The organism is Alkalimonas sp. (assembly GCF_020831925.1).
Lineage (GTDB): Bacteria > Pseudomonadota > Gammaproteobacteria > Enterobacterales > Alteromonadaceae > Alkalimonas.
In genome coordinates, this window is record NZ_JAFIFQ010000013.1 from 26371 (window position 1) to 48610 (window position 22240).

Consider the following 22240-nt stretch of genomic DNA (forward strand, 5'->3'; position numbering starts at 1 on the left):
ACGGCTGAGAGACTCAGCCGTTTTGGTTCGCTTGGTCCGGGCTTAACGAACGCCTTCGCGCCGCAAGGCTGCCGGGGTAAAGTCGTTGTCATTTAAAGTGACAGAGAAGTCATACATCACGTCTTCATTATCCAGGCCCAGCGCAATGTAACGGCGTGAATTCAGATCGTGATACACTTCCAGCGTACTCCAGTGGGTTGGCACTTCGTAGTAGTTCAGACCATGCGCCTGGGCAACACGGTACAGATCACCACGGTTGTCGTATAAGTCAGCCACGTGGATCTGCCAGCTGTCTTCATCAATGTAGAACACCCGCTTACCATAGACATGACGCATGCCATCTTTCAGCGTGGCTTCCACAACCCAAACCCGATGCAACTCGTAACGTGTGTGTTCCGGGTTAATATGACCAGGCATCAGAATGTCACTGTACTTCAACTCTTTGCTATGCAGCTTGTAGCTGTTGTACGGGATATACATTTCTTTTTTGCCTTTAAGCTCCCAGTTGTAGCGATCCGGTGAACCGTTGAACATATCAAAGTCATCGGTGGTACGCAGACCATCCGAGGCGGTACCTGGGGCATCATAAGCCACGTTTGGCGCACGACGCACACGGCGCTGCCCGGTATTGTAGGTCCAGGCCTGACGCGGTGTTGCGATCTGGTCCATGGTTTCATGCACCAGCAAGGCGGTACCAGCCAAACGAGCTGGCGAGGTAACACTCTGTTTAAATTTAAACAAAATGTTTTCCGCCATCAGGTTCTCTGGCGTCGCATCAGGGTGCGAGTACTTGAACATGATTTGCTCGTCAAATCCGATAAAGGTGTAAGCACCGGAAGCCGTTGGCGCAGCCTGGCCGCCGTTACGGGTTGCTGCTACACCACGGTAACGCACAATGTGGTTCCAAATTGCCTCTAAACCATTGCTGGGAATGGGAAATGGAATACCAATGGCTGCATTGGCCAGACCATTACCACCTTCAATCAGCTCAGCCTTGGTGGCAATTTCTTTGGTTGCATCGTAAAAGTACTGTGGAAACGAAGCGGAACGCCGCGTTGGATAGACCGGCATTTTGAAGGTATCCGGATACAGTTCAAACAGCGCGATCTGACCTGGGCTCAATTTATCACGGTGCTGGTTCACATTGCTGCTGTCGATGACAAACTTGACCTGATCATCAGCAAAGGGATCCGGGTGATGATCACCTGGGGTGTAACCAGCAGGTGGTGTCAGAATACCGCCCGTCCACTCAGGGATAGTCCCTGCAGCATTACCAGCGCGCTCAGCGCCAATAGGCGTAAGATCCTGACCAAGACGAGCAGCTTGCTCCGGCGTAATTTTAGCCAGTGCACTGCAGCTAACAACCATGGCTATTGCACTAGCCAGGAGGGTGAGTTTTTTCATAATCGTTCTCGTCCCTTACTTAAATGGAATACTTAATGTTAAATGACACGAAATCACGGTCTGCCAGGTTATTGGTGGTGCCTACGCCCCCCCAGAACCAATTGTAAGACAACTCTGCGGACCAACGATTCAAATAATCAAAGCCAAGGGTATAGCCCAGCGACTTACGGCCCTGCACAAACATAAAGAGTGGATCAGGGGTAATGCCATTGACATCATGCGCGAAATTCACCCGATGCGTCATATTGGCACCAGCAAACACGTTGTTGTACTGGGCCTGAGCAAAAACGCGGTAACCCCAGGCAGAAGCCGTTGGGAATGGGTTTGGCTCAGGGCCATCAGACAACGCAATATGCAAACCTTCCGATGGGCCATTATCGCCAATCAGGGGTCCGCCACTGCGATCGGTATTTGGGCCATTTAAGCGCAGTACGCTTTGATCTGGCATGCTGTGAATTTTGATACCACCAACTTCAGCCAACATGGTGAAGTTGTCGGTTCCAAGCACAGGTCCAAACAAGTGGGTAAAAGTCATTTGGGCTTGAGTCGTATCACGCTCGATATAACCCTGTGCCAGCTCACCTGAGCCGACTTTTTGACCGATAACGCGACCAATTTGTGAAATGCCGGCTAGTTCAGCCCGACGCCACGGTCCATCTGAATTAGCAAGTTGTTCCGGCATACCAGCGTACAAAATTTCGACATCATCGATTTGCAATGGTTCACCACGACGATGGGCTATTTCACCCGCGACGGAAGTGGTGCCTACCGTAGTGTTGAAGCTAAAACCATACAGTTTGATGTCTTCAGGGTACTCCAGCAAACCATGCGCAAAACCTTGCAAATTCAAGATGGTATCTTTATCAATCTGCCCGGCATTTTGCGCAAGATAGCCAAGGTCCTGTATCACCGCAGCCTGACGAAAATCGGATGTCCGTCCTGAAATCAGCGGCACACGACTGTGGTAGTTCATGTAATAGACTGCAAATTCAGTATCATTTAACTCTGGCGAGAAGTATTCAAGCTTCACACCGTACTGACCACCATTTTTAGGTTTCAACTCACCATTGTTACCATGAGGCCGCAGGGCAACCTTGGTCGGATAAGCTAGATACCTCGATACTGCGGTAGCCTGATCAATCGCGCCCGTAGCAACTAAAGTGCCTAGTTCGTTCAGCCCTTGAAGCACATGGAATAAATCGATGTCTGGATTACCGGCAAAACCAAGCTGAATATTTTGGTTGTGTCCACCGGCACCGGCAAAATCATTGGTAGAGAAATAGGTGCCAGGCGCAGGCAGGTAACTGCTTTCCCAGTCGTACTGATAAAACACTTCTGCGGACAGGTTGTCAGTAATACCCAACGCCATGGTCAGCATACCAACCGGGATAAAAGCTTCTTTTAAATCAGAACCTGGAGCACGCAAGATACCGACATCCACTGGCGTAATGTTGATGCCATGCGGAATGAAGGTGCTTTCGCCCCAGCTCAGTACTTGCTGACCCAAACGAACGGTCAGAGGGTTCATGCCGTCATTCAGCGCAAAGTTACCATAGATGTAGGCATCCAACAGCCGGAGGTCACGGCAGCTGAGTTCGCGTGCTCGTTTATCGTCACAAGGATTGACCTGCTGACCAGAGACCGGATTAGTATAGGCATAGTTGCTGCCACGCTGGGCAAAGTCGTAAAAATACATAAAGCGGCCAAAAAAGCCGATGTTGTCTTTACGGATGGATAAATCGTGGGTACCTTTCAGCATGTTACTGAACATATCACCACGATCGAAGTTCAGGTTACCCGCATCGCCATTGCTGGAATAGGCACCAGGCTGAGCCCAGATATCCTGCGGGGTGTAGATGACGTTGGTGGCGGCATTGTAGCCTTCCCAGTTAAACCGCGGATGGTTCACTTTACTGATGGAGTCCCAATCACGCTCGGATGTCCGCCAGCTGGCACCATAGGAAAACGTCGAATCAAACTGAATATCAACATCCCCTAGCCGGAAGCTGGCAGCCTGGGAGCTGGCAGACATTGCAAGCAATGCTGCAGCTACACCCATTGCCAAAGGCTTTTTATGGAAAAGAATTGGCCTTTTATTCATTTCAGTTTCTCCCCCCTGTCCCTGCAGGTCATTGTTATTTTTGTATCGACACACTGGCCACTCATCGGAGCTCAGCGCACATGAATAAAATAATTACATCATTTCGGTAGCTTCGCAAGGCTTCTCACCGGCTAAATCTGTTGATTTGTATTTGTTTTTTGCATCACCAAACGATTTTCATACGGAAAGATACCTTATTAGTTTAATCAGCTTTTGAAAAAACCCAAATCCTGAAACTAAGATAATGATAATTCAGTTGAAATAACACCTGGGAAAGAACAGTTGTTTCAAGCTGGCGTTTAAAGCAATAACTCTAACTATTTTTTATTAATTTTATTAACTTACCATCCTTATCCAGCAGGATGGTAAAGAGGCCATGAATACCGTCCTTTTGAATAAAGCGATGAAAGTGTTTCGCTGGGATCTGGATACGCTCACCGCTTTTTGCTGTGACTATAAGATTGCGATAATGGCCCTGATAATAACCAAGGCACTCCTCTGCAGATAAGTGCAAAAAGAACTGATACAGCGCCACCAAGCGATCCTTACTCGTTCGCTAAGGCTTTGCTGACTTTCTCATACAGATCATCACTGATGCCCTGCTGAGAAGACAATCGATGGAGGGCTTCTTTCATTAAAGTCTGGCGCTGTGAATCGAAACGCTGCCAGGATAACAGCGGAGTCACTAACCGAGCCGCAACTTGCGGATTGATTGGGTCCAGTTTCAGTAAGGTGTCGGTCAGGAGTTGATAACCACGACCATCCAACCGGTGAAACTGTCCAGGGTTTTGCATGGCAAAAGCATGAAATACCGCCCGAACCCGGTTAGGGTTCTGCCAGCTGAACTTTGGGTGTTGACAGAGCAATGACATTTGCTCGAATACATCAATGGTTGGATTGGCTGCATGCAAACTAAACCACTTATCCAACACCAATACATCATGCTGCCACTCATTGGCAAATTGCTGCATCAGGCTCAAGAAAGCCGGGTGCGAACTATGTAGACAGGCTTTGAGTACCGCCAGCTTATCTGTCATGTTGTTTGCCACACCGTATTGCTGCTGCAACAAAGATTTACTGGCTTGACCTTGGACCGCCAAATAATCCAGGCAACGGTTTTTCAACGCCCGCAGCCCCACATTGGCTTCATTGTAATCGACAGCAGCTTCGCTGTGCTGCTGATAGCAGCTCTGCAGCTCGGATGCTAAGCGTCGACAGATTTGTTGGCGGAAGCTATCAATTGCGCTCAGAATCGCCTGGACAGGTATTTGCTGAAAACTTTCAGCAAATACGCTGTAATCCGGTACTTTTAAAAGCTCTGCTGACAATGCTTTATCGTCCAGAGGTTGGCTTAACAGCTGCTGATAAAGCTTAAATAGAGCATCAGGCAACACAAAATCATTCGCCTGCTCCATCGATTGCTGCAACCAAAGCAACCAACAAGATTGCAGAGCATCCCAACGGGCAAAGCCATTGGATGCCTCTTTTGCAATGCGTAATAGCTCCTGCTCAGTATAATCATGCTTTAAACGGACTGGTGCAGAAAAGTCTTCCAGTAGTACAGGTAAAGCCTGCGCTGATACACCATCAAATACCAAAGTATCACTGGATTTCTGCATCACAAAGAGCCCTGACGGGCTGCTAGTTTTATCCAACAACTGGTAGCGGATAGGTAGTACCAGAGCAGCTTTATCCGATTGATCGGCCGTGGCCAGCGTCTGCTGGCTCAGCCTCAATGTCAGCCGTTGGTTCGAGGCATCATAATGCCGCTCCACAGTGAGTTCTGGCGTACCCGACTGCTGATACCAAAGCCGAAAGGCCGTTAGATCGTAGTGGTTAGCATCCTGCATCGCTTGCACAAAGTCGTCACAGGTGACCGCCTGGCCGTCATGACGCTGAAAGTACAAACGCATGCCAGCCTGAAAGCCAGCCTCCCCCAAAAGGGTATGCAGCATGCGAATCACTTCGGCACCTTTATCGTACACCGTCACGGTGTAGAAATTATTCATCTCCATCACTTGCTGTGGCCGGATCGGATGCGCCATTGGGCTGGCATCTTCGGCAAACTGGGCAGTACGGATCACCTGGACGGCATGAATACGATTGACTGTAGCAGAGCCCATATCGCGGCTAAACTCCTGATCGCGAAACACCGTAAGCCCTTCTTTTAAGCTCAGCTGAAACCAATCACGGCAAGTGACCCGGTTGCCGGTCCAGTTGTGAAAGTATTCATGGCCAATAATCGACTCAACATTAAAAAAGTCGGTATCGGTGGCTGTATCCTGACTGACCAGCACATACTTGCTGTTAAATACATTCAGGCCTTTGTTTTCCATGGCTCCCATATTGAAGAAATCAACCGCCACCACCATGTAAATATCCAGATCGTACTCCAGCCCGAAGCGCTGTTCATCCCATTGCATAGAGCGCTTTAACGCATCGAGTGCAAAAGCCGCTTTACTGCCCTGGCCTTTTTCTACGAAAAAATCCAGCCCAACAAGGCGACCGGATCGGGTTTGATACTCCCCTCGTAGCAGATCAAAATCACCTGCCACTAAAGCAAATAAGTAGCTGGGCTTTGGAAAAGGATCCTGCCAGCAGACCAGCTTCTGACCATTAGTCAACTGTCGCTCTTCCACCTTATTGCCATTGGATAGTAAATAAGGATAATGTGCAGCATCCGCGATGATTGTGGTGCTAAACACTGACAGCACATCAGGCCTGTCCAGGTAATAGGTAATGCGCCGAAACCCCTCAGCTTCACACTGTGTGCAAAAGCTGCCATTGGCATAATACAGGCCTTCGAGAGCAGTGTTGGCCTGAGGGTTAATCTGTGTCTTGATAGTCAGACGGAAGTTATTCTCTGACACCTTCAGGCGCAGTTGTTGGCCACTGCAGTTGAATTGATCATCTGCCATCAGACTATCGTTGTAGTGCAGGGACAACAGCTGCAACTGCTGACCATCCAGACACAACTCACTGGCTTGTGAGTCCAATCGACGCAGATGAAGTACTGCAGTTACCACTGTCTTGTCGACATCCAGTTCAAAAGTGAGATCGGTACGGTCTATGGCAAAGCCCGGTGGCTGATAATCAGACAGACGTTTTACCGAACGATTCAGGGTTTCTGCAGACATAGCAACTCCGGTAGCAGGTTTCCAACAGCTTTTTCTGAGTATAACGTGAAACAGCCTGAGCTGGGCTCAGGCTGTTTGTGTTAAGACTTTAAATGCAACTCTTGCTGCACACTGTCTGGCGGTGTCAGCTTCAAGATTTTAATTCCACAGTAGGCATAAATTACAGCCAGAACCGGATTAATCAGGTTAAAGAAAGCATAGATAAAGTAATCAAGCGGGTTAACATTAAGCACGCCGTGCATATAGGCACCACAAGTGTTCCAGGGAATGAGTGGGCTGGTGATGGTACCACCATCCTCCAGGGTGCGGGATAAATTCACGGGTGCCAGACCTCGACGCTCGTATTCTTCTTTATACATGCGACCAGGCATGACAATGGCCATGTACTGGTCGGCAGTTAGAATATTGGTCGCGATACAGGTTGCAATGGTGCTGGTGATCAGGGAGCCTGTGCTGTGGGCTGCTTTTAAAATCGACTGCACAAACTTACGCAGCAGACCAATTTTCTCTATCACAGCGCCGAACATCATCGCAGCAAAAATTAACCAGACGGTATTCAGCATACTGGACATGCCGCCACCGCTGAGTAGACTGTTTAAATCATCGGAGCCGGTTTCAACAGCAAAACCATCAAACAAGGTGGCCCATACCAGTTTAAAACTACCAATGGTCGCGCCTAAATCTTGCTCCATCAAATTTTGCATCAGCTCGCGTTGAAACAACAAGGCCCAAACGCCACCAAGCAAAGCACCAATAAAGACTGTTGGAAAGGCAGGTACTTTTTTAATCGCCATGGCTAGTAGCACAAACAGCGGGATCAAGGTCCAGAAACTGATGGCGAAATGCTGCTGCAAGGTACTGCTTATCAAATCAATGTGCACCGAATCAGCTGTGGCAGAACTGTTTAGGCCAATGATGATAAACAGTACCAAAGCTAGCAGAATACTGGGTACTGTAGTCCACAGCATGTGACGAATATGCGCGAATAACTCGGCACCAGCCACTGCTGGCGCCAGATTAGTGGTTTCACTCAATGGCGAAATTTTATCGCCAAAATAAGCCCCTGAAATAATTGCTCCCGCAGTAATAGCTGGCGATAAACCTAAACCGGCGGCAACCCCAATCAAGGCAACCCCTATGGTGGCCGCCGTCGTCCAGGAGCTGCCAATACTCATGGCGACAATGCCACACAAAATACAGCTCGCTGCATAAAACCAGCTCGGGCTCAGTAGTTGCATGCCATAGTAAATAAGCGTGGGGACTGTTCCGGCCAATAACCAGGTGCCAATCAAAGCACCCACCGCCAATAAGATAAGCACGGCACCAAGTGACAGCGAAATACCTTTGATCATCGCCTGTTCAATATCCCGCCAGCGAAACCCATTTTTCAGGCCAATAACCACAGCGACGGCAGCGGCGATAAACAAGGCAATTTGATTCGGCCCATAGGACGAGTCATCACCAAACAAGATGACGGAACTGGAAAGCAATGTAATCAGTACCAAGATCGGCAGCAGTGCATCAAGAAAACTAGGTTCTTTTATTTTAGTTGTCATGCGAAATCCTATAACCCAAGCAAGCGCAGCAATCGATCAAGCACGCCAATCAAGTGCAAAAATACAATCGCAACAGCGACCGGTGTAAACCAGCGAATAGCAAAACGCCAGATGCCATACATCAAAGCCGATGTCTGTAACTCTTCCTCGGTGATTTTTTTCTTCATCACCCAACCAGTAAAGACTGCAATAACCAAACCACCCAAGGGTAGCATGATGGCAGAAGTCAGGTAGTCCACCACTTCAAAGAAACTGGTAATGGGTTTGCCAAACACAGTGAGCTCAAACGTCGCCCAGGAAGCGCCCGAGAACGAGAACACCGTCAGTAAGCCTAGCAGCCATAAGGAGCCTCCGGTTGCAGCTGTTGCTGTGAAACGGCTCAAACCTTTACGTTCCACCAGCCAGGCTACGGTGGACTCGATCATGGCAATGGCTGAAGTGAAGGCTGCAAAAACCAACATAACAAAAAACAAGGTGCCAAAGAAAGTACCAAAAGGCATGGAGCCAAAGGCAATCGGCAAGGTAACAAAAATCAGCCCGGGCCCTTCAGCAGGTGTCAGGCCATACTGGAATACCAGGGGGTAAATAGCCAGACCTGCCAGCATAGCAACCGCAGTATCCACCAAGGCTATCAGCATTGAGGTTTTCGCAATGGAAACATTGGACGGCAGATAAGCGCCGTAAATAATCATGGCTCCCGATGCCAGGCTCAGAGTAAAGAACGCATGCCCCAGTGCCAGCAAAACTCCGTTGATGGTGAGCTTGGAAAAATCCGGTGTAAACATAAAGGCAACAGCTTCACCCAAAGCACCATTGGTGGCAGAATAAATCGCCATAATGCCCAACAGCACAAACAAGCTTGGCATCAGGAAGTTAACGGCTTTTTCCAACCCCTTGTGTACGCCCCGCCCAACCACATAGACAGTGACAAATAAAATAACAGCAGACCATGCCATTAGTACCCAGGGGTTGGCCAAATGAGCACCAAATTGAGCACCTATGGCCTCAGCTCCAGCCCCCTGAAAATCCCCACGCGCTGTTTTAATGACATACGCCAGCGCCCAACCAGCCACGACGGCGTAAAATGATAAGATAAGGTAACTGGCAACCAGACCACTCCAGCCAGCGATTTGCCAACGAGGACTAGCACTGGCCTCCTGTGCCAGGGTTTTTACGGAAAGTCCCGGGCTTTGCCGACCGCGACGACCAATCAGCACTTCCGACATCATCACCGGAATACCGATCAGTACAATACATAACAGATAAACCAGGACGAAGGCACCACCGCCATTCTCGCCCATGATGTAAGGAAACTTCCAGATATTACCTAAACCGACAGCCGCCCCGGTCGCTGCAAGAATAAACGCAAATCGACCGGACCACATGCCATGAACGGATTCACGTGCTCCCGACATAAAACCAACCCTATTATTATTTATTGTAATCGTTATATAGAAAAGGCTGGCGATAAAAATCGCCAGCCTGTCACACCCTGGTTATTGTTTCGCGTAACGCCCCAACTGGAGAAAGTCAGCGGTAATTAGTACGGTTTCTTCCAACAGTGGATCCAGCTCATTAAGGATTTCAGGCAAATCATCCGCATCCTCCACGGCCTCTTTCCCCAACAATGCCAAGCGCGCATTGGCACGGGCCAATTGACGCTGTTCGCGCTCTTCACGCTGTTGCAGTCGCTCGGCTTTTACCAGCGAGACAAACTTTTCATCTCGCTGACGCCGATACTCTTCGATATCATCCTGCAGATAGGCGAACTCAGGATTTTGTGACACTCGGTTTTTATGGCGCTGCAACAACAGTGGTAAATGTGGCTCCAGGCTATCCAACCGCTGATAAGTAGCCGCTGGAATGGAATCCCATGGCAACGCATTTTCTTCACGGCTTTCACCCCAATCTTCCGGGTCAATCGGTGATGGGAAAGAAATATCTGGGATTACACCGCGATGCTGGGTGCTGCCACCGTCAATGCGGTAGAACTTGGCAATGGTGTATTGCACACTACCCAGGCTATTTTCAAACATATCGTAGATGCGCCCCAACCCACGATGTTGTTGCACAGTACCTTTACCGAAGGTTTGCTCTCCAACCACCAAAGCTCGGCCATAATCCTGCATCGCTGCCGCAAAAATTTCGGATGCCGAAGCGCTGAATCGATCTACCAACACGGTGAGAGGACCATCGTAATAACTCACACCATCACGATCCTGACTGACTGAAATACGGCCAGAGCCTTCACGGATTTGTACCACCGGACCACGATCTATAAAGAGGCCGGTCAGTAAAGTAGCTTCTTGCAGCGAGCCGCCGCCATTGCCGCGTAAGTCGATGATGATGGCATCGACCTTTTCTTCCTGCAGCTTCGCCAGTTCTTTTTTAACATCCTCAGACAGGTTGTTGTAAAAACCTGGGATGGTAATCACACCAATACGCTTATCAAGTTCCGAGAGCATTGGTTCGAAGACTTCACCTTTAGCGGCACGGTCTTCCAAACGGATTTTATCGCGCACAATGGAGACCACATTGGTAGTACCGGATACCATGGAACCGCCACTTTGCACCTGTAAACGAACAGTACTGCCTTTAGGGCCTTTAATCAGTTCCACCACATCATCCAGTCGCCAGCCCACTACATCGACAAACTCTTCATCGTCCTGAGCAACGCCAATCACCCGATCTTTCGGTTTGAGTTGCTGAGTTAAGTCGGCAGGCCCACCAGGAACCAGGCTTTGAATAACCGTGTAGTCGTCTTCAGCACGCAAAACGGCACCAATGCCCTCCAGAGATAAATTCATATCCTGCTGGAACCGCTCGGCATTGCGCGGTGACAAGTAGGAGGTATGAGCTTCTATGCTACGACCATAGGCATTCATGATCAGCTGAAACACATCTTCGTTGTTGGTTTGCTTTAGACGGTTACGTGCGTTGGTGTAACGCCGTTGCAGCAACTCTTTGGCTTCTTCCTGAGTTTTGCCCGTCAACTTGAGGTTAAGGGTGTCAAATTTAACCCGCTGGCGCCAAAGCTCGTCCAGTTCGGCCTGAGTGGCTGGCCAGTCAGCATCTTCCCTGTCGTAGAAATACTGATCTTCCTGTTCAAAATCAAACTCGGTTTCCAGCAATTGCAAGGCAAATCCAAAGCGCTCATATCGGCGTTGCATGCTGGTATTGAACATATCAAAAGCGAACGCCAGGTTTCCCCGGTTCAAGGCATCACTGAATTGGTTACGATGACGGGCGAACTGATCGACGTCGGATTGCAGCAATATGGTTTTATTGAAATCCAGACTTTTTAAGAAACGTTCAAATACGCGCTCCGAAAAAGCCTGATCCAGTTGTACCGGTGCATAATGACCACGGGTAAAGAGAGCTGAAATGCGCTTACTGGCAGTCGCATGCTGTGACTCTTGAGTAAGCACAGGAAGCTCAGTAGGCTCCTTAGCACTTTGATCCCCGGCCCATAACGGAGCTTGCAAAAGGGTGAAAGCCAACAGTAAAGCAACGGATTGTTTCATAATACTCTCATCTGCTAAGCCGTGATCGCTAACAACTTTTTATCGCTAACCACTTAAGCCTGTTGAAACAGACTATCACGACTGGTTTTTATCACCATACCGGATTGCAGCTGCACCGTCACCTCGTTGCGAGCAACTTCAACCACAGTAGCGGACATCGGTGCCTGACCAAGCCGGACTAAAACACTACTACCAACTTTCAGTGCGGATTCCGAAACAGGTGCAAGTGGCGCCTGTTCCTTGCTTTGTACCGCAGCGGCTGGCTTTTGGTTTACTTTAGATTTTAGTTCCTGAGGATTAGAACGGCCAGAGGGCTTTTTGTTCATAACCTTTTTATTTGGGGCATTCGTCGCCTTTTGCCCGGCTTTGCGGCCTTCCTTGTTTGCTTTGTCTGTCTGAGCTGCTTTGGCACGTTGTTTACGCAGTTCAGCTGCCTTAGCTTTACTTTCGGCCAGTGTTTGGGCCGCATGGTCCGCTTGTTGCTGATCGATTTTCTCAACCTCGTTACCGGTTAAGTCGACACGAATTGCATCCGATTTGATCGACTCCAAATAACGCCAACTCGAGGTATAGACCCGCAACGCCTGACGTAATTGAGTTTTACTGATCGGGCTTTGCTCAGTGATTGCAGCTGCTAAATCCTGAAAAATACCAATTTTTAGTGGCTTGGCAGCGCCTGCAGAAGAAAAGCAATCAGGGTATTCGGTTGCAAGGTAAGCAATCACTTCTTTAACCGACGCGGGTTTGTTCGGCGCAGCAGTCGCGGCACCGCTGTCTGTCTCTGTTTCATTGCTGCTTTCTGGTGCCATATTGTTGCTGGTATCTGGCTCAACAGTTGCAGACGCATTTTCAGCTACTTCAGTATTCGGGGTTGTCATGCACAATTACTCTTCATATTCATCATCTTCATCTTCATCTGACGGCTCAGGATCGGCTGCCAGTTGATTTTCTACAAAGGCTATGGACCAGTCAATCAGCTCCTCTTCGCTGGCTTCCAGCACTAAAGAGTCGGCAGATAACTGTTGCCAAAGCTGACTTAACAATAACTCCACTTCGCCAGTGGCCGTATCGTCCGGAATCACCGACCAGACCGCATGATAGATTGCATTCATCTGATCTGCGACCTGTTCTTCTTCACCATCCCAGTCACCCACATCGCGAGGACTAAACAAATAGTCCTGCACTTCCATCAGGGCTTTCATACCAGACTTTGCTCAAGCAGCCGAACGAGCTGCTCCAGGGCGGACTGGTCCTCCGCAGCGAAACGGTTGAGCACCGGGCTGTCAATATCCAGTACAGCTATAATGCGGTCAGCGGAACGAACCGGTATGACCAGTTCAGACTCACTGGCCGCATCGCAGGCGATATGGCCAGGGAAAGCATGCACATCGGCAATACGCTGGGTTTCGCCCGTCGCCACTGCCGTGCCACACACGCCCTTACCTACTGGGATCCGGACACAGGCAACCTGCCCCTGAAAAGGCCCAAGTACCAGCTCACCTTCACGCATAATGTAAAAGCCAGCCCAGTTAAGCTCAGGTACGCTGTTATAAATCAAAGCGCTCAGGTTTGCCATTTTGGCAATTAAGTCAGGTTCATCTTGGACAAGGGCAGCGGCCTGCTGCAACAACAGTGGATAAAGATCGGTATCGAATGAACTCATGCTTCGTTTCTAAGAGGCTGCAAAGCCCTAACATTACTTGGTTTGGACGAAAAATTAAACCATTTCTTTACCAAAAGACTGAATTGCCGTCTCTGCTGCAGAGAAAACAACCAGACCGGCACTAAATCCACTTAGATACTCTTTTGCCACTGCTTCGGGTTTGCCGGGTAATAGCTGGTCGGCTGCATGGTCTGATGCTTAAAAAAGCGGGTATCTTTGTGCGGCAGCTTCATAAAACCACCTACCCCCTCACCAGTGATTTGTGGCACCTTGCGCAAAATACTAGCCAGTAAACCGGCAAACTCATGCTCCTTGGTTACATCCAATAGGCGATAATAGCTGTGAATTTTCATATACAGCGGCGTTACCTCAAAAATCAGGCAGCCGGTATGACGAATAAGGTTTAAGCGTGCAATGTCATCCATAATGTTGTCCGGCAGAATCAACTGCTCATCCGGATCCTTGCCATCTTCAAAGTAAGAATGTTGTTTGCTGGACGCATCGCTGCTCAGTACGGGTGCAATTCGGTAAGGGATACTGGCATCTTTTGGCGGTACAAAGGGCTGGCCCAGGCTATCCCGGCTGATATGGATGGTATTGCGGGCGTTGAACAAGCAGGCTTTGAAAATGCCGACCCGACCAATGGCCTGCGCAAGCTGGACGACATTGTTCACTGCCAGTGCAAAAGAGCGTATCAAGCTATCGTCGTACAAGTTCAAACTGGAGTCGATGTAGACGCCTTTGGGCTGCCAGTGAATCGCCAAGCCACCAACCACCGGGTACCGTGCCAACCGGCTGACTGCGGCAATAAAAGCTTTTTCAGTATCGCCCATGCCTTCTAAGTAGTTTTTGTAATAGCGTTCAAGCTGGGCATCATCGACAAAGCCAATGCCATCTTCGACACTGTGCTCACGCAAAAAAGACTTGCGCGATGAATACACCACGGTATCCAAGTCATGACGTACAGGGCTTACCCAAACCGGTAGCAAAGGCTGATCATCGAACAGTGGCAACTCCGGCAACACCAGTTGTTTTAGCCTTGGCATCTGCTGCAAAAAATAGTCACCAGCCTGACGGCGCAGCGTAGCATCTTCGGATAGCAAAGAGTCCAACATAGTCGCAAAGGCCTGCGGCAAGCCCAGGCTGCGCGCCGGTATGGCTTTAAAGCCAAAGCGGCAGGACTGGCCCGAGGCGAGTGCATACAAGGTACTGGCTACGCCCTGCTCGTCAAAGCGCGGGCTGGATAAAGCGCCGTTGCGTTGCTCAGGGCCAATAAAATAGACATCCCCTAAGCGGGCATTGGAGTGCTGCAAATCAGCCGACATCAGCCCCATCACATCGTTGCTGATAAACTGGCCCTGCTCGTCGGTTTGAGCAAACACCGATGACCCCCAATCGACCAGACTTATTTGCTCAGTTTCCATGTCGAATACCAGATTGGACGGTTTAATATCGCCATGCACGATAGGCGCCGGCAAGCCATCTTTTTTATGCTGACGCAGCAGTTGCAACAGCTCCGCTAGCTGTCCGGCCAGCTTGATCAGCAAACGGGCAGACAAACGGCCATGCCGTAAGCTAAACTGTTCTAAATCGATGCCCTTGGCCCGGCCCATCATCAAAATACCCTGCTTTTTAATTAGCTGGTAAGTGATGTAGCGAGGTATCGCCGGGTGTTGCACTTGCGACAACATATAGGCCTCATCGGCCAACCGTTCCTGAATATGCAGTGGCAGAGTAATGCGGGAGAACTTAAATACACACTGCTCGCCCTGCAAACTAACCCCAGCAAAAGCAAAGCCATAAGCGCCCTTGCCTATCAGCTCAATCTGCTGGTATCCCAGCTTTTCCAACTCGGAAATACAGAGCGCCACCCACTCTTTTAATTTGCGGGCATCGTTGGCATTGAGCAGGTAAAACGACTGCTCTTCCGGAATGTAAAAGTTACGCAGTTGGTGTTTATACATCATGGCGACATACTCAAGCTTTAACACAACGCGAACTAGCCCAGTGCCGCAGAGCTTCGACCGACTCGGCCATTACCACTGAGATCGGCTGGGTCTGGCTAAGCTCTTCCTGCAAATGACTGGCCGCCAGAGCCTCGCCGGCACTCTGGGCACGGAATGAAGCCCCGACTACGGCCTGCTCCAGCTCGGCTCCGGAAAAGCCTGCAGTGAGCGGTAAGCAGCGCTGTAAGTCCTCGGTTGCGATCGCCATGTCACGGCGCTGCAAATGCAAGTGCAACAACGCCAAACGCTCAGCTTCGCCGGGTAAATCGACAAAGAACAGCTCATCAAAGCGCCCTTTTCGAAGCAGCTCAGGCGCCAGTTCATGAATGTTGTTGGCGGTCGCCACCAGAAACACCGCTGCTTTACGCTCAGCCATCCAGGTGAGCAGGGTGCCGAGCAAACGTCGCCCCACGCCTTGATCGCCCTGGCCAGAGCTGATGCCTTTTTCAATTTCATCGATCCAAAGTACACAAGGAGCCATGGCATCCGCCAATTGCAGGGCCTGCCGCAGGTTTTTTTCGGTTTCACCAATGTACTTGTTGTACAAACTGGCCATATCCAGCAACAATAACGGCACGCCAAAAGCGCCGGCAATGGCCTTGGCGGCCAGACTTTTCCCGGTACCTTGCACCCCGGTAAGCAGTACCCCCTTGGGTGTATCGCGTTGCTGCTGCAAAAAAGCAGGTCGGCGCTGCAACAGCCAACTTTTCAAATTATTCAGCCCCACCACATCATCCAATGCCTTGGTGTCGTATACCTGGCTAAGCACCCCTTCGGTTTGCAGCAAACGAAATTTTGCCTGGTTCACCCTACTGACATCCGCCGCGCTTATAGCGCCATCATTAGCAATGGCTTTGTAGGCCAGGCGTTTTACTTCCTCAAAAGTCAAACCACGTAAGTTGTGCACCAATTGCTGCACCGCCTCCGGCTCCAAATCGGCTGGTTCACCGGTTTTTTTCAGGTAAAGCTCTGCCGCTTCCAACACCAGCTGACGTACTTGCTGATCACTGGGTAAATGCAGTTCGAACCGGTAACAAAGACGGGCCAGCTCAGCAGGCATGTTCAGGGAGTGGCTAAGCAGCACCACGGTATGACCCACGGTATCGTGCAGCAAGGCGATTTCTTTCAGAAAACGAATATGACGTGGCTCCGTTAAAAACGGATGGAAATCACACAGCACATAAATACCCGGGTTTTTGGTGCCTTTGATTTGAGCCAGGACTTGCTGCGGCTCGGTATTGAAGGTCTGCGCATCGGATGGCACGTCCAGCCGCCTTAACCCTTCGGTGCAGGTCCACTGGAACAGCGGCCGAAACAAATTCACCGCCAGCCGGCGGATCAATTGCAAGGCCCTAAGCTCTTCATAGCTTTCAATCACGATCAGCGGGCTGCGAGCCTGCAACAACACTTTTAAATCGTCAAATTCGTGCATCGATAACTCAAGGAGAAGGCTTTGTGTTTATAGTGCCGTAGGAAGCCGGGCTTGCCAAGCACAACTGTCCTATACAATGAAAGCAAAGTTATAATGAAGTAAGCATAGAAACAACAAACCCATGCCGGGGCATGGGTTTGTCTGGAACAGTCACACGGTGCGTTACTTCATCGCTACCAGCATGGCAGCGGGTTGCTCCAGGAACTGTTTCCACAGGTTGCAGAAACGGGCGATGGTGCCACCGTCAATCACCCGGTGATCGCCCGACCAGCTGATTTGCATCAGTTGCCGTGCTTCCACCTCGCCTTTGGCGTTAAAGCGCGGCAAGGTTTGCACCTTACCCAGCGCCACGATCGCCACTTCCGGCTTATTGATGATGGGCGTTGCGACAGTGCCGCCAATAGCGCCGATATTGGAGATACTGATAGTACCGCCTTTTAGCTGATCCGGGCTGACCCGCCCTGCTCTGGCCTGATCGGTTAGCTCAGTCAGTTCTTTGGCAATATCCACAATCGATTTCTGCTCACAGTGCTTGATGTTCGGCACCAGCAGGCCAACTTTGGAGTCTACCGCCACACCAATGTTGTGCGATGCTTTGTAAATAAGCTCGCTGCAATCGGCATTGACCTGGCTGTTCAGGATCGGGAACTCACGGATGGCCATGGATAAGGCTTTCATAAAGAACGGCATCATGGTGAGCTTCACGCCTTGCTCACGGTACTGATCTTTGAGCTGGTTACGCAGAGCCGTGAGCTCCGTTAAATCAATCTCGTCGCAATAGGTAAAGTGCGGGATGCTGCTCACCGACTCCATCATCTGGCGCGCCATCGCCGCTTTTACACCTTTAATCGGCTCGACTCTGTCTTCTGCTGCAGCCACGGCCGCAACGGAGCTGCTGGCTTTGGCCGGCGCAGCTGACTTGCTACTGGTAGCAGTGGTTTTGCCATCGGCAAAAGCGCGTACATCGTCTTTAAACACCCGCCCTTTATCACCAGAACCAGGCACCTTGCTGATGTCCACATCCAGCTCGCGGGCTAAACGCCGCACCGCCGGGCTGGCTACGGCTTTACCGGGGCGCAGTTCGGCTTGCTTGGTCTCGGTGTTTTGCACACTGCAACTGGCTTTCGCGCTTGAGCTAACTGCAGGATTAGCGCCACTCGCAGCGGTAGAGCCCGCAATACGCATACCAAACAATGGCTGATGCACCTTGGCAATATCGCCTTTTTGGTAGTACAGCTTGGTGACAGTACCGGAGTACTTGGCCGGAATTTGCACCAGAGCTTTGTCGGTCATCACATCGCAGACCGGCTGATCTTCTTCGATGCTATCGCCTTCGGCCACCAGCCAATCGACAATTTCGCACTCAACAATGCCTTCGCCAATATCCGGCAGAATAAAGTCTTCTTCGGCTTCCGCCTGGCTGTTGGCTGGTGCCGCACTGGCTGCAGGCTCCGAGGTGGTTGTATCCGTGGCCGTGCCATCGCCAGCCAGTTCCATTTCAAACAAAGGGCCATGCACCTTGGCAATATCGCCTTTTTGGTAGTACAGCTTAGAAACGACGCCATCGTGCACCGCAGGAATTTGCACCAGAGCTTTATCGGTCATCACATCGCAGACCGGTTGATCTTCTTTGATGGTGTCGCCTTCCGCAACCAACCACTCGACAATTTCACACTCGACAATGCCTTCGCCAATATCTGGCAGAATAAAATCTATTTTCATGCTGCCCTCACTTAGAAGTTCATTGAACGCACAATGGCTTCGTAGGTTTTCAGATGATCGGCGACGTATTCTTTCTCCAGCGCCAGCGGATAAGGCACATCCAGACCACAAACCCGTTCAATCGGGCTTTCCAGATGCAGGAAACATTGCTGCTGGATGGTCGCTGCGATTTCGCCGGCAAAGCCGCCGGTCAGCGGTGCTTCGTGGTTGATCACAAGGCGGCCTGTTTTCAGTACCGATGCGGCCACGGTTTCAACATCCCATGGCAAAATGCTACGCAAATCAATAACCTCACAGGAAATCCCATCGTTCTCCTTGGCCATGTCAGCAGCTTTTTGCACGATTTCCATCTGCGCACCCCAGGCCAGCAAGGTTAAATCCGTGCCTTGTTGCACCACTTCGGCTTTGCCGATTGGCAGCTCGTAGTAGTCTTCCGGCACTTCACCGACAGCAGCACGGTACAAGCGCTTAGGCTCGAAGAATATCACCGGATCCGGGCTGTTAATAGCAGCCAGCAGCAAGCCTTTGGCTTGATAAGGATCGCGCGGTACGACAACTTGCAACCCCGGGGTATGGGCAAAATAGGCTTCCGGTGACTGACTGTGGTAATGACCACCAGCGATACCACCGCCATAAGGCGTGCGAAACACCAGACCGCCGACATTGAACTCATTGCCAGAGCGGTAACGGAACTTGGCAGTCTCATTGACGATTTGATCAAAGGCCGGGAAAATGTAATCGGCAAACTGGATTTCAGCTACTGGCTTCATACCTTGTGCCGCCATACCATTGGCAAAACCGGCAATGCCCTGCTCGGTCAGCGGGGTGTTGAAGCAACGCTCACGGCCGTATTTTTCCTGCAACTTGCTGGTAGCCCGAAATACGCCCCCGAAATGGCCCACGTCCTCACCAAAGCAGACGACGCTGTCGTCTTTTGCCATGGCCAAATCCAGCGCATTATTAATGGCTTGCAATAGATTCATTTTTGCCATCAGTCGATTCTCCCCGCCGTCACCGGATAAGCATCCGGGTATTTTTTAATGTGCGCTTTTAACTCATGCAGTTGCTGCTGCAACTGCTGGGTTGGCTCGGCATAGACATCGGTGATCATGTGTTCGATCCCTGGCTTGGCTACTTTCTCGGCCACTTTCAATGCATCCAGGATTTCCTGACGCAATTTGCTGGTTTGTTCGGTATCGGCGGCATCGTCCAGCCAGCCTTTGTTAATCAACCACAAACGGAAGCGGCTGATAGGGTCATTTTTGCGCCACTGCTCTTCTTCTTCTTTCGAGCGGTAGCCACTTGGATCGTCCGATGAAGAGTGTGCAGCCAAGCGATAGGCCATCGATTCCAGCAAGATGGGCTCATTACCCGCTAAAGCTTGCTCGCGTGCCATTTTTGTAGCCTGGTACACGGCCAGGATATCGGCACCGTCAACCCGCATGGTTTTAATGCCATAACCGACACCACGGCAAGCAATACCATCCCCCACAAATTGCTCATTGGCTGGGGTGGAAATTGCATAGCCATTGTTACGACAGAAAAACAGGACCGGCGCTTTGTGGACCGCCGCCATATTCAGGCCGGCATGAAAGTCGCCTTCTGAAGCCGCGCCTTCACCAAAGTAACAGAGGGTGACATTGCTCAGGCCGCGCAGGCGCTGAGCATAGGCATAACCACTGGCCTGAGGAATTTGGGTGCCAAGCGGCGATGACACCGTCATGTAGTAAATATCTTTGCTGCCGTAGTGCACCGGCATCTGACGGCCCTTGCCCAGATCTTTTTCATTGGAGAACAGCTGATTCATAAACTGTTCCAGGCTAAAACCACGGTAGCGCAGCGCGCCCTGCTCGCGATATTGCGCCATAATCATGTCCTGGTCGTCCAGGGCAGCAGCACTGCCAACGACAGCGGCTTCTTCACCCAGACACTGCATGTAGAAACTGATACGGCCCTGTCGCTGGGCTGCTAACATCCGCTCGTCCAACACCCGGATAAACACCATGGTGTCGTACATTTTTAAGGCGGTGGCTTTATCCAGTTCTGGCTCTGTCACACCTTCGTACAAGGTGCCATCGTCTTTGAGTAAGCGAAGCGTGGGAATACTTAACGCGTGGCCGCTGGTGAACTCTGCAGAATGCACCGTGGTATTGGTGGCGTTATTTGGGTTGGTCATAGGGTTTCTCTTGGTTGTTTACTCCAGCCAGCTTGACGTATACGTCAAGTAAAGCCCGAGGTTGAACATGCTAAGCAAGCCAACGTAGTACGGCTAGAGTATAGCTGCCGTGGCCTGCTCTTCCCCATTTTGTCTGCTACTTAAGCAGCAGATCATTGTTATGGTTGTTATTGTCGCTGCCAACTTTACCTTTACGTAAACTGCATTGCAACTCCGTCCAGCGCCTTTTCCAAACCAAACAGCGCTGCCAGTGTCAGTTTTGCTGTACTGTTTTCTAAACGGACGCGCTGGCTCTGCTCTTTATAGTCGCCAGATAGCACAATGCCCGGTAAAAAGCCGGGCATTGTGGTTGAAATACCAATGGAGGCGCTTGTTTACGCCAGTTGTCCTTTGACCGAGCGCGGGATCACCATCAGCATAGCGCGCTGACCAATAGCTACTTTAGCATTGGGGAAAATCAGCGCTTCGCCTTCTTTCTCTACCCGATACTCAGTATCGCCATCGGTTGCCAACAAGGTACCAACCGGATAGGTGGTAAAGTTTTGCACATCATCGGCAAAATGCAGTTTAAAATCCTGAGTTTGCTTATGAATAGAGCGATAAACCTCGTACAGATGAAAATTAGCTTCATCAAAATCTTGGGTGGCCAGTGGCGCATCCGCAACCAATGCCCGCAAGCTGGCACGAACTTCGGCAAAACGGCTCATATCGTTTTGGCCAAAAGGCCGAACTTTGCCAAGCTCCACGGTAAAAGCATCGGCACCATGGGTATTGGAGGCATAATAACTGAAGGTGGAAGCAGCCGTTTGCATCAACAGCACAGTGCTCACCCCGCAAGCCTGCAGAAACTCCAGCTGATTCTTCTGCCAGGGTTTACCATGCAAGAAAGGATAGACGGCAAACTTTTCAAAACGCGAACCGCGAATAGCTGTATGCAAGTCGTACAGATAGCGTTTACGGCTGCCTTCAGGAGCCTGCTGGTAGAAGCGGGTCACGTAGTGCTCCAACGCCTGCGCCCGCTTACGTTCGTCGTTAATTAGCCCGGCACCTTTGCTGTGATGGCCGGAAAACAAGCGATTCAGGTTTTCTTCCACTTCACGCTTGCCGGCATTAATAGCAGCCGGATTGCCAATCAGTACCAGAGTGCGCTGTTTCGGCAGAAGTTTTTGCTGCAGTATGTCTTGCACCAGCTCAGCGCAAATCTCAATAGGGGCGGTTTCATTGCCATGCACACCGCAAGCCAGCACGATATCTTTGTCACCCGCCTTAGCCGGCTCAAAACAAATCACACCGCTATCCCATAACTGCACGGTCACGCCATTATCCAGACGGAACTCGCAGGGAGAAAGCCCGGTCGGGTTATTCAGGGTATGGCGAAGAAAATCATCGTTTGGGATCCACTGCTGGCTCATGCCAAAGGCTCCTTGCAAGTTAAAATTTCTGTCTTTAAATTCGCTGTTACTATACCAGCCGTCAAAAAAAACAACAGGTCTGGCCGATTGATTGCTGCTTGTTCAAC

16 protein-coding genes are annotated in these 22240 nt (G+C 50.5%); all 16 read right to left on the reverse strand.

What is annotated here, in order from left to right:
- Window positions 1-42: 42 nt before the first annotated feature.
- The 16 genes from JJU14_RS06090 to astE all read right to left on the reverse strand — a co-directional run bounded on the left by JJU14_RS06090 (window position 43) and on the right by astE (window position 22133).
- On the reverse strand, window positions 43-1404 hold the full coding sequence (locus JJU14_RS06090) for a DUF1329 domain-containing protein (RefSeq protein WP_228611705.1): 1362 nt from the start codon (window positions 1402-1404) through the stop codon (window positions 43-45).
- Between the two features lie 19 nt (window positions 1405-1423).
- On the reverse strand, window positions 1424-3505 hold the full coding sequence (locus JJU14_RS06095; protein ID WP_228611706.1) for a DUF1302 domain-containing protein: 2082 nt from the start codon (window positions 3503-3505) through the stop codon (window positions 1424-1426).
- Window positions 3506-3818: 313 nt separating this feature from the next.
- Window positions 3819-4040, reverse strand: a complete 222-nt coding sequence (locus JJU14_RS06100) for a DUF2835 family protein (RefSeq protein ID WP_091339979.1) — start codon at window positions 4038-4040, stop codon at window positions 3819-3821.
- A gap of 10 nt (window positions 4041-4050) precedes the next feature.
- The gene (pepN, locus tag JJU14_RS06105; protein ID WP_228611707.1) at window positions 4051-6642 is read right to left on the reverse strand and encodes an aminopeptidase N; all 2592 of its coding nucleotides are present in this window, start codon (window positions 6640-6642) and stop codon (window positions 4051-4053) included.
- A gap of 80 nt (window positions 6643-6722) precedes the next feature.
- Complete coding sequence (nhaC, locus tag JJU14_RS06110) at window positions 6723-8198, reverse strand: Na+/H+ antiporter NhaC (protein ID WP_228611708.1); 1476 nt, start codon at window positions 8196-8198, stop codon at window positions 6723-6725.
- An 8-nt stretch (window positions 8199-8206) separates the two neighbouring features.
- Complete coding sequence (locus tag JJU14_RS06115) at window positions 8207-9613, reverse strand: sodium-dependent transporter (protein WP_228611709.1); 1407 nt, start codon at window positions 9611-9613, stop codon at window positions 8207-8209.
- An 81-nt stretch (window positions 9614-9694) separates the two neighbouring features.
- A complete protein-coding gene (gene prc, locus JJU14_RS06120) occupies window positions 9695-11722 on the reverse strand; it encodes a carboxy terminal-processing peptidase (protein WP_228611710.1) in 2028 nt (675 codons plus the stop codon).
- Window positions 11723-11775: 53 nt separating this feature from the next.
- Window positions 11776-12600, reverse strand: a complete 825-nt coding sequence (gene proQ / locus JJU14_RS06125; protein ID WP_228611711.1) for an RNA chaperone ProQ — start codon at window positions 12598-12600, stop codon at window positions 11776-11778.
- Between the two features lie 6 nt (window positions 12601-12606).
- On the reverse strand, window positions 12607-12924 hold the full coding sequence (locus JJU14_RS06130; RefSeq protein ID WP_228611712.1) for a hypothetical protein: 318 nt from the start codon (window positions 12922-12924) through the stop codon (window positions 12607-12609).
- Window positions 12921-13385, reverse strand: coding sequence for a GAF domain-containing protein (locus JJU14_RS06135; RefSeq protein WP_228611713.1), 465 nt, complete (start codon window positions 13383-13385; stop codon window positions 12921-12923). Before JJU14_RS06135 ends, JJU14_RS06130 begins: the two co-directional genes overlap by 4 nt.
- A 131-nt stretch (window positions 13386-13516) precedes the next feature.
- Window positions 13517-15349 carry a phosphotransferase gene (locus JJU14_RS06140; protein ID WP_228611731.1) on the reverse strand — a complete coding sequence of 611 codons (1833 nt, stop codon included), beginning with the start codon at window positions 15347-15349 and terminating at the stop codon, window positions 13517-13519.
- A gap of 13 nt (window positions 15350-15362) precedes the next feature.
- Window positions 15363-16823: an AAA family ATPase gene (locus JJU14_RS06145; RefSeq protein ID WP_228611714.1), complete on the reverse strand. Its 1461-nt coding sequence runs from the start codon at window positions 16821-16823 to the stop codon at window positions 15363-15365.
- A 162-nt stretch (window positions 16824-16985) separates the two neighbouring features.
- On the reverse strand, window positions 16986-18545 hold the full coding sequence (locus JJU14_RS06150) for a dihydrolipoyllysine-residue acetyltransferase (protein WP_228611715.1): 1560 nt from the start codon (window positions 18543-18545) through the stop codon (window positions 16986-16988).
- Window positions 18546-18556: 11 nt separating this feature from the next.
- On the reverse strand, window positions 18557-19537 hold the full coding sequence (locus JJU14_RS06155; protein ID WP_228611716.1) for a transketolase C-terminal domain-containing protein: 981 nt from the start codon (window positions 19535-19537) through the stop codon (window positions 18557-18559).
- Window positions 19537-20721: a thiamine pyrophosphate-dependent dehydrogenase E1 component subunit alpha gene (locus JJU14_RS06160; protein WP_228611717.1), complete on the reverse strand. Its 1185-nt coding sequence runs from the start codon at window positions 20719-20721 to the stop codon at window positions 19537-19539. Before JJU14_RS06160 ends, JJU14_RS06155 begins: the two co-directional genes overlap by 1 nt.
- 374 nt (window positions 20722-21095) lie before the next feature.
- On the reverse strand, window positions 21096-22133 hold the full coding sequence (gene astE / locus JJU14_RS06165; RefSeq protein ID WP_228611718.1) for a succinylglutamate desuccinylase: 1038 nt from the start codon (window positions 22131-22133) through the stop codon (window positions 21096-21098).
- Between the last annotated feature and the right edge of the window lie 107 nt (window positions 22134-22240).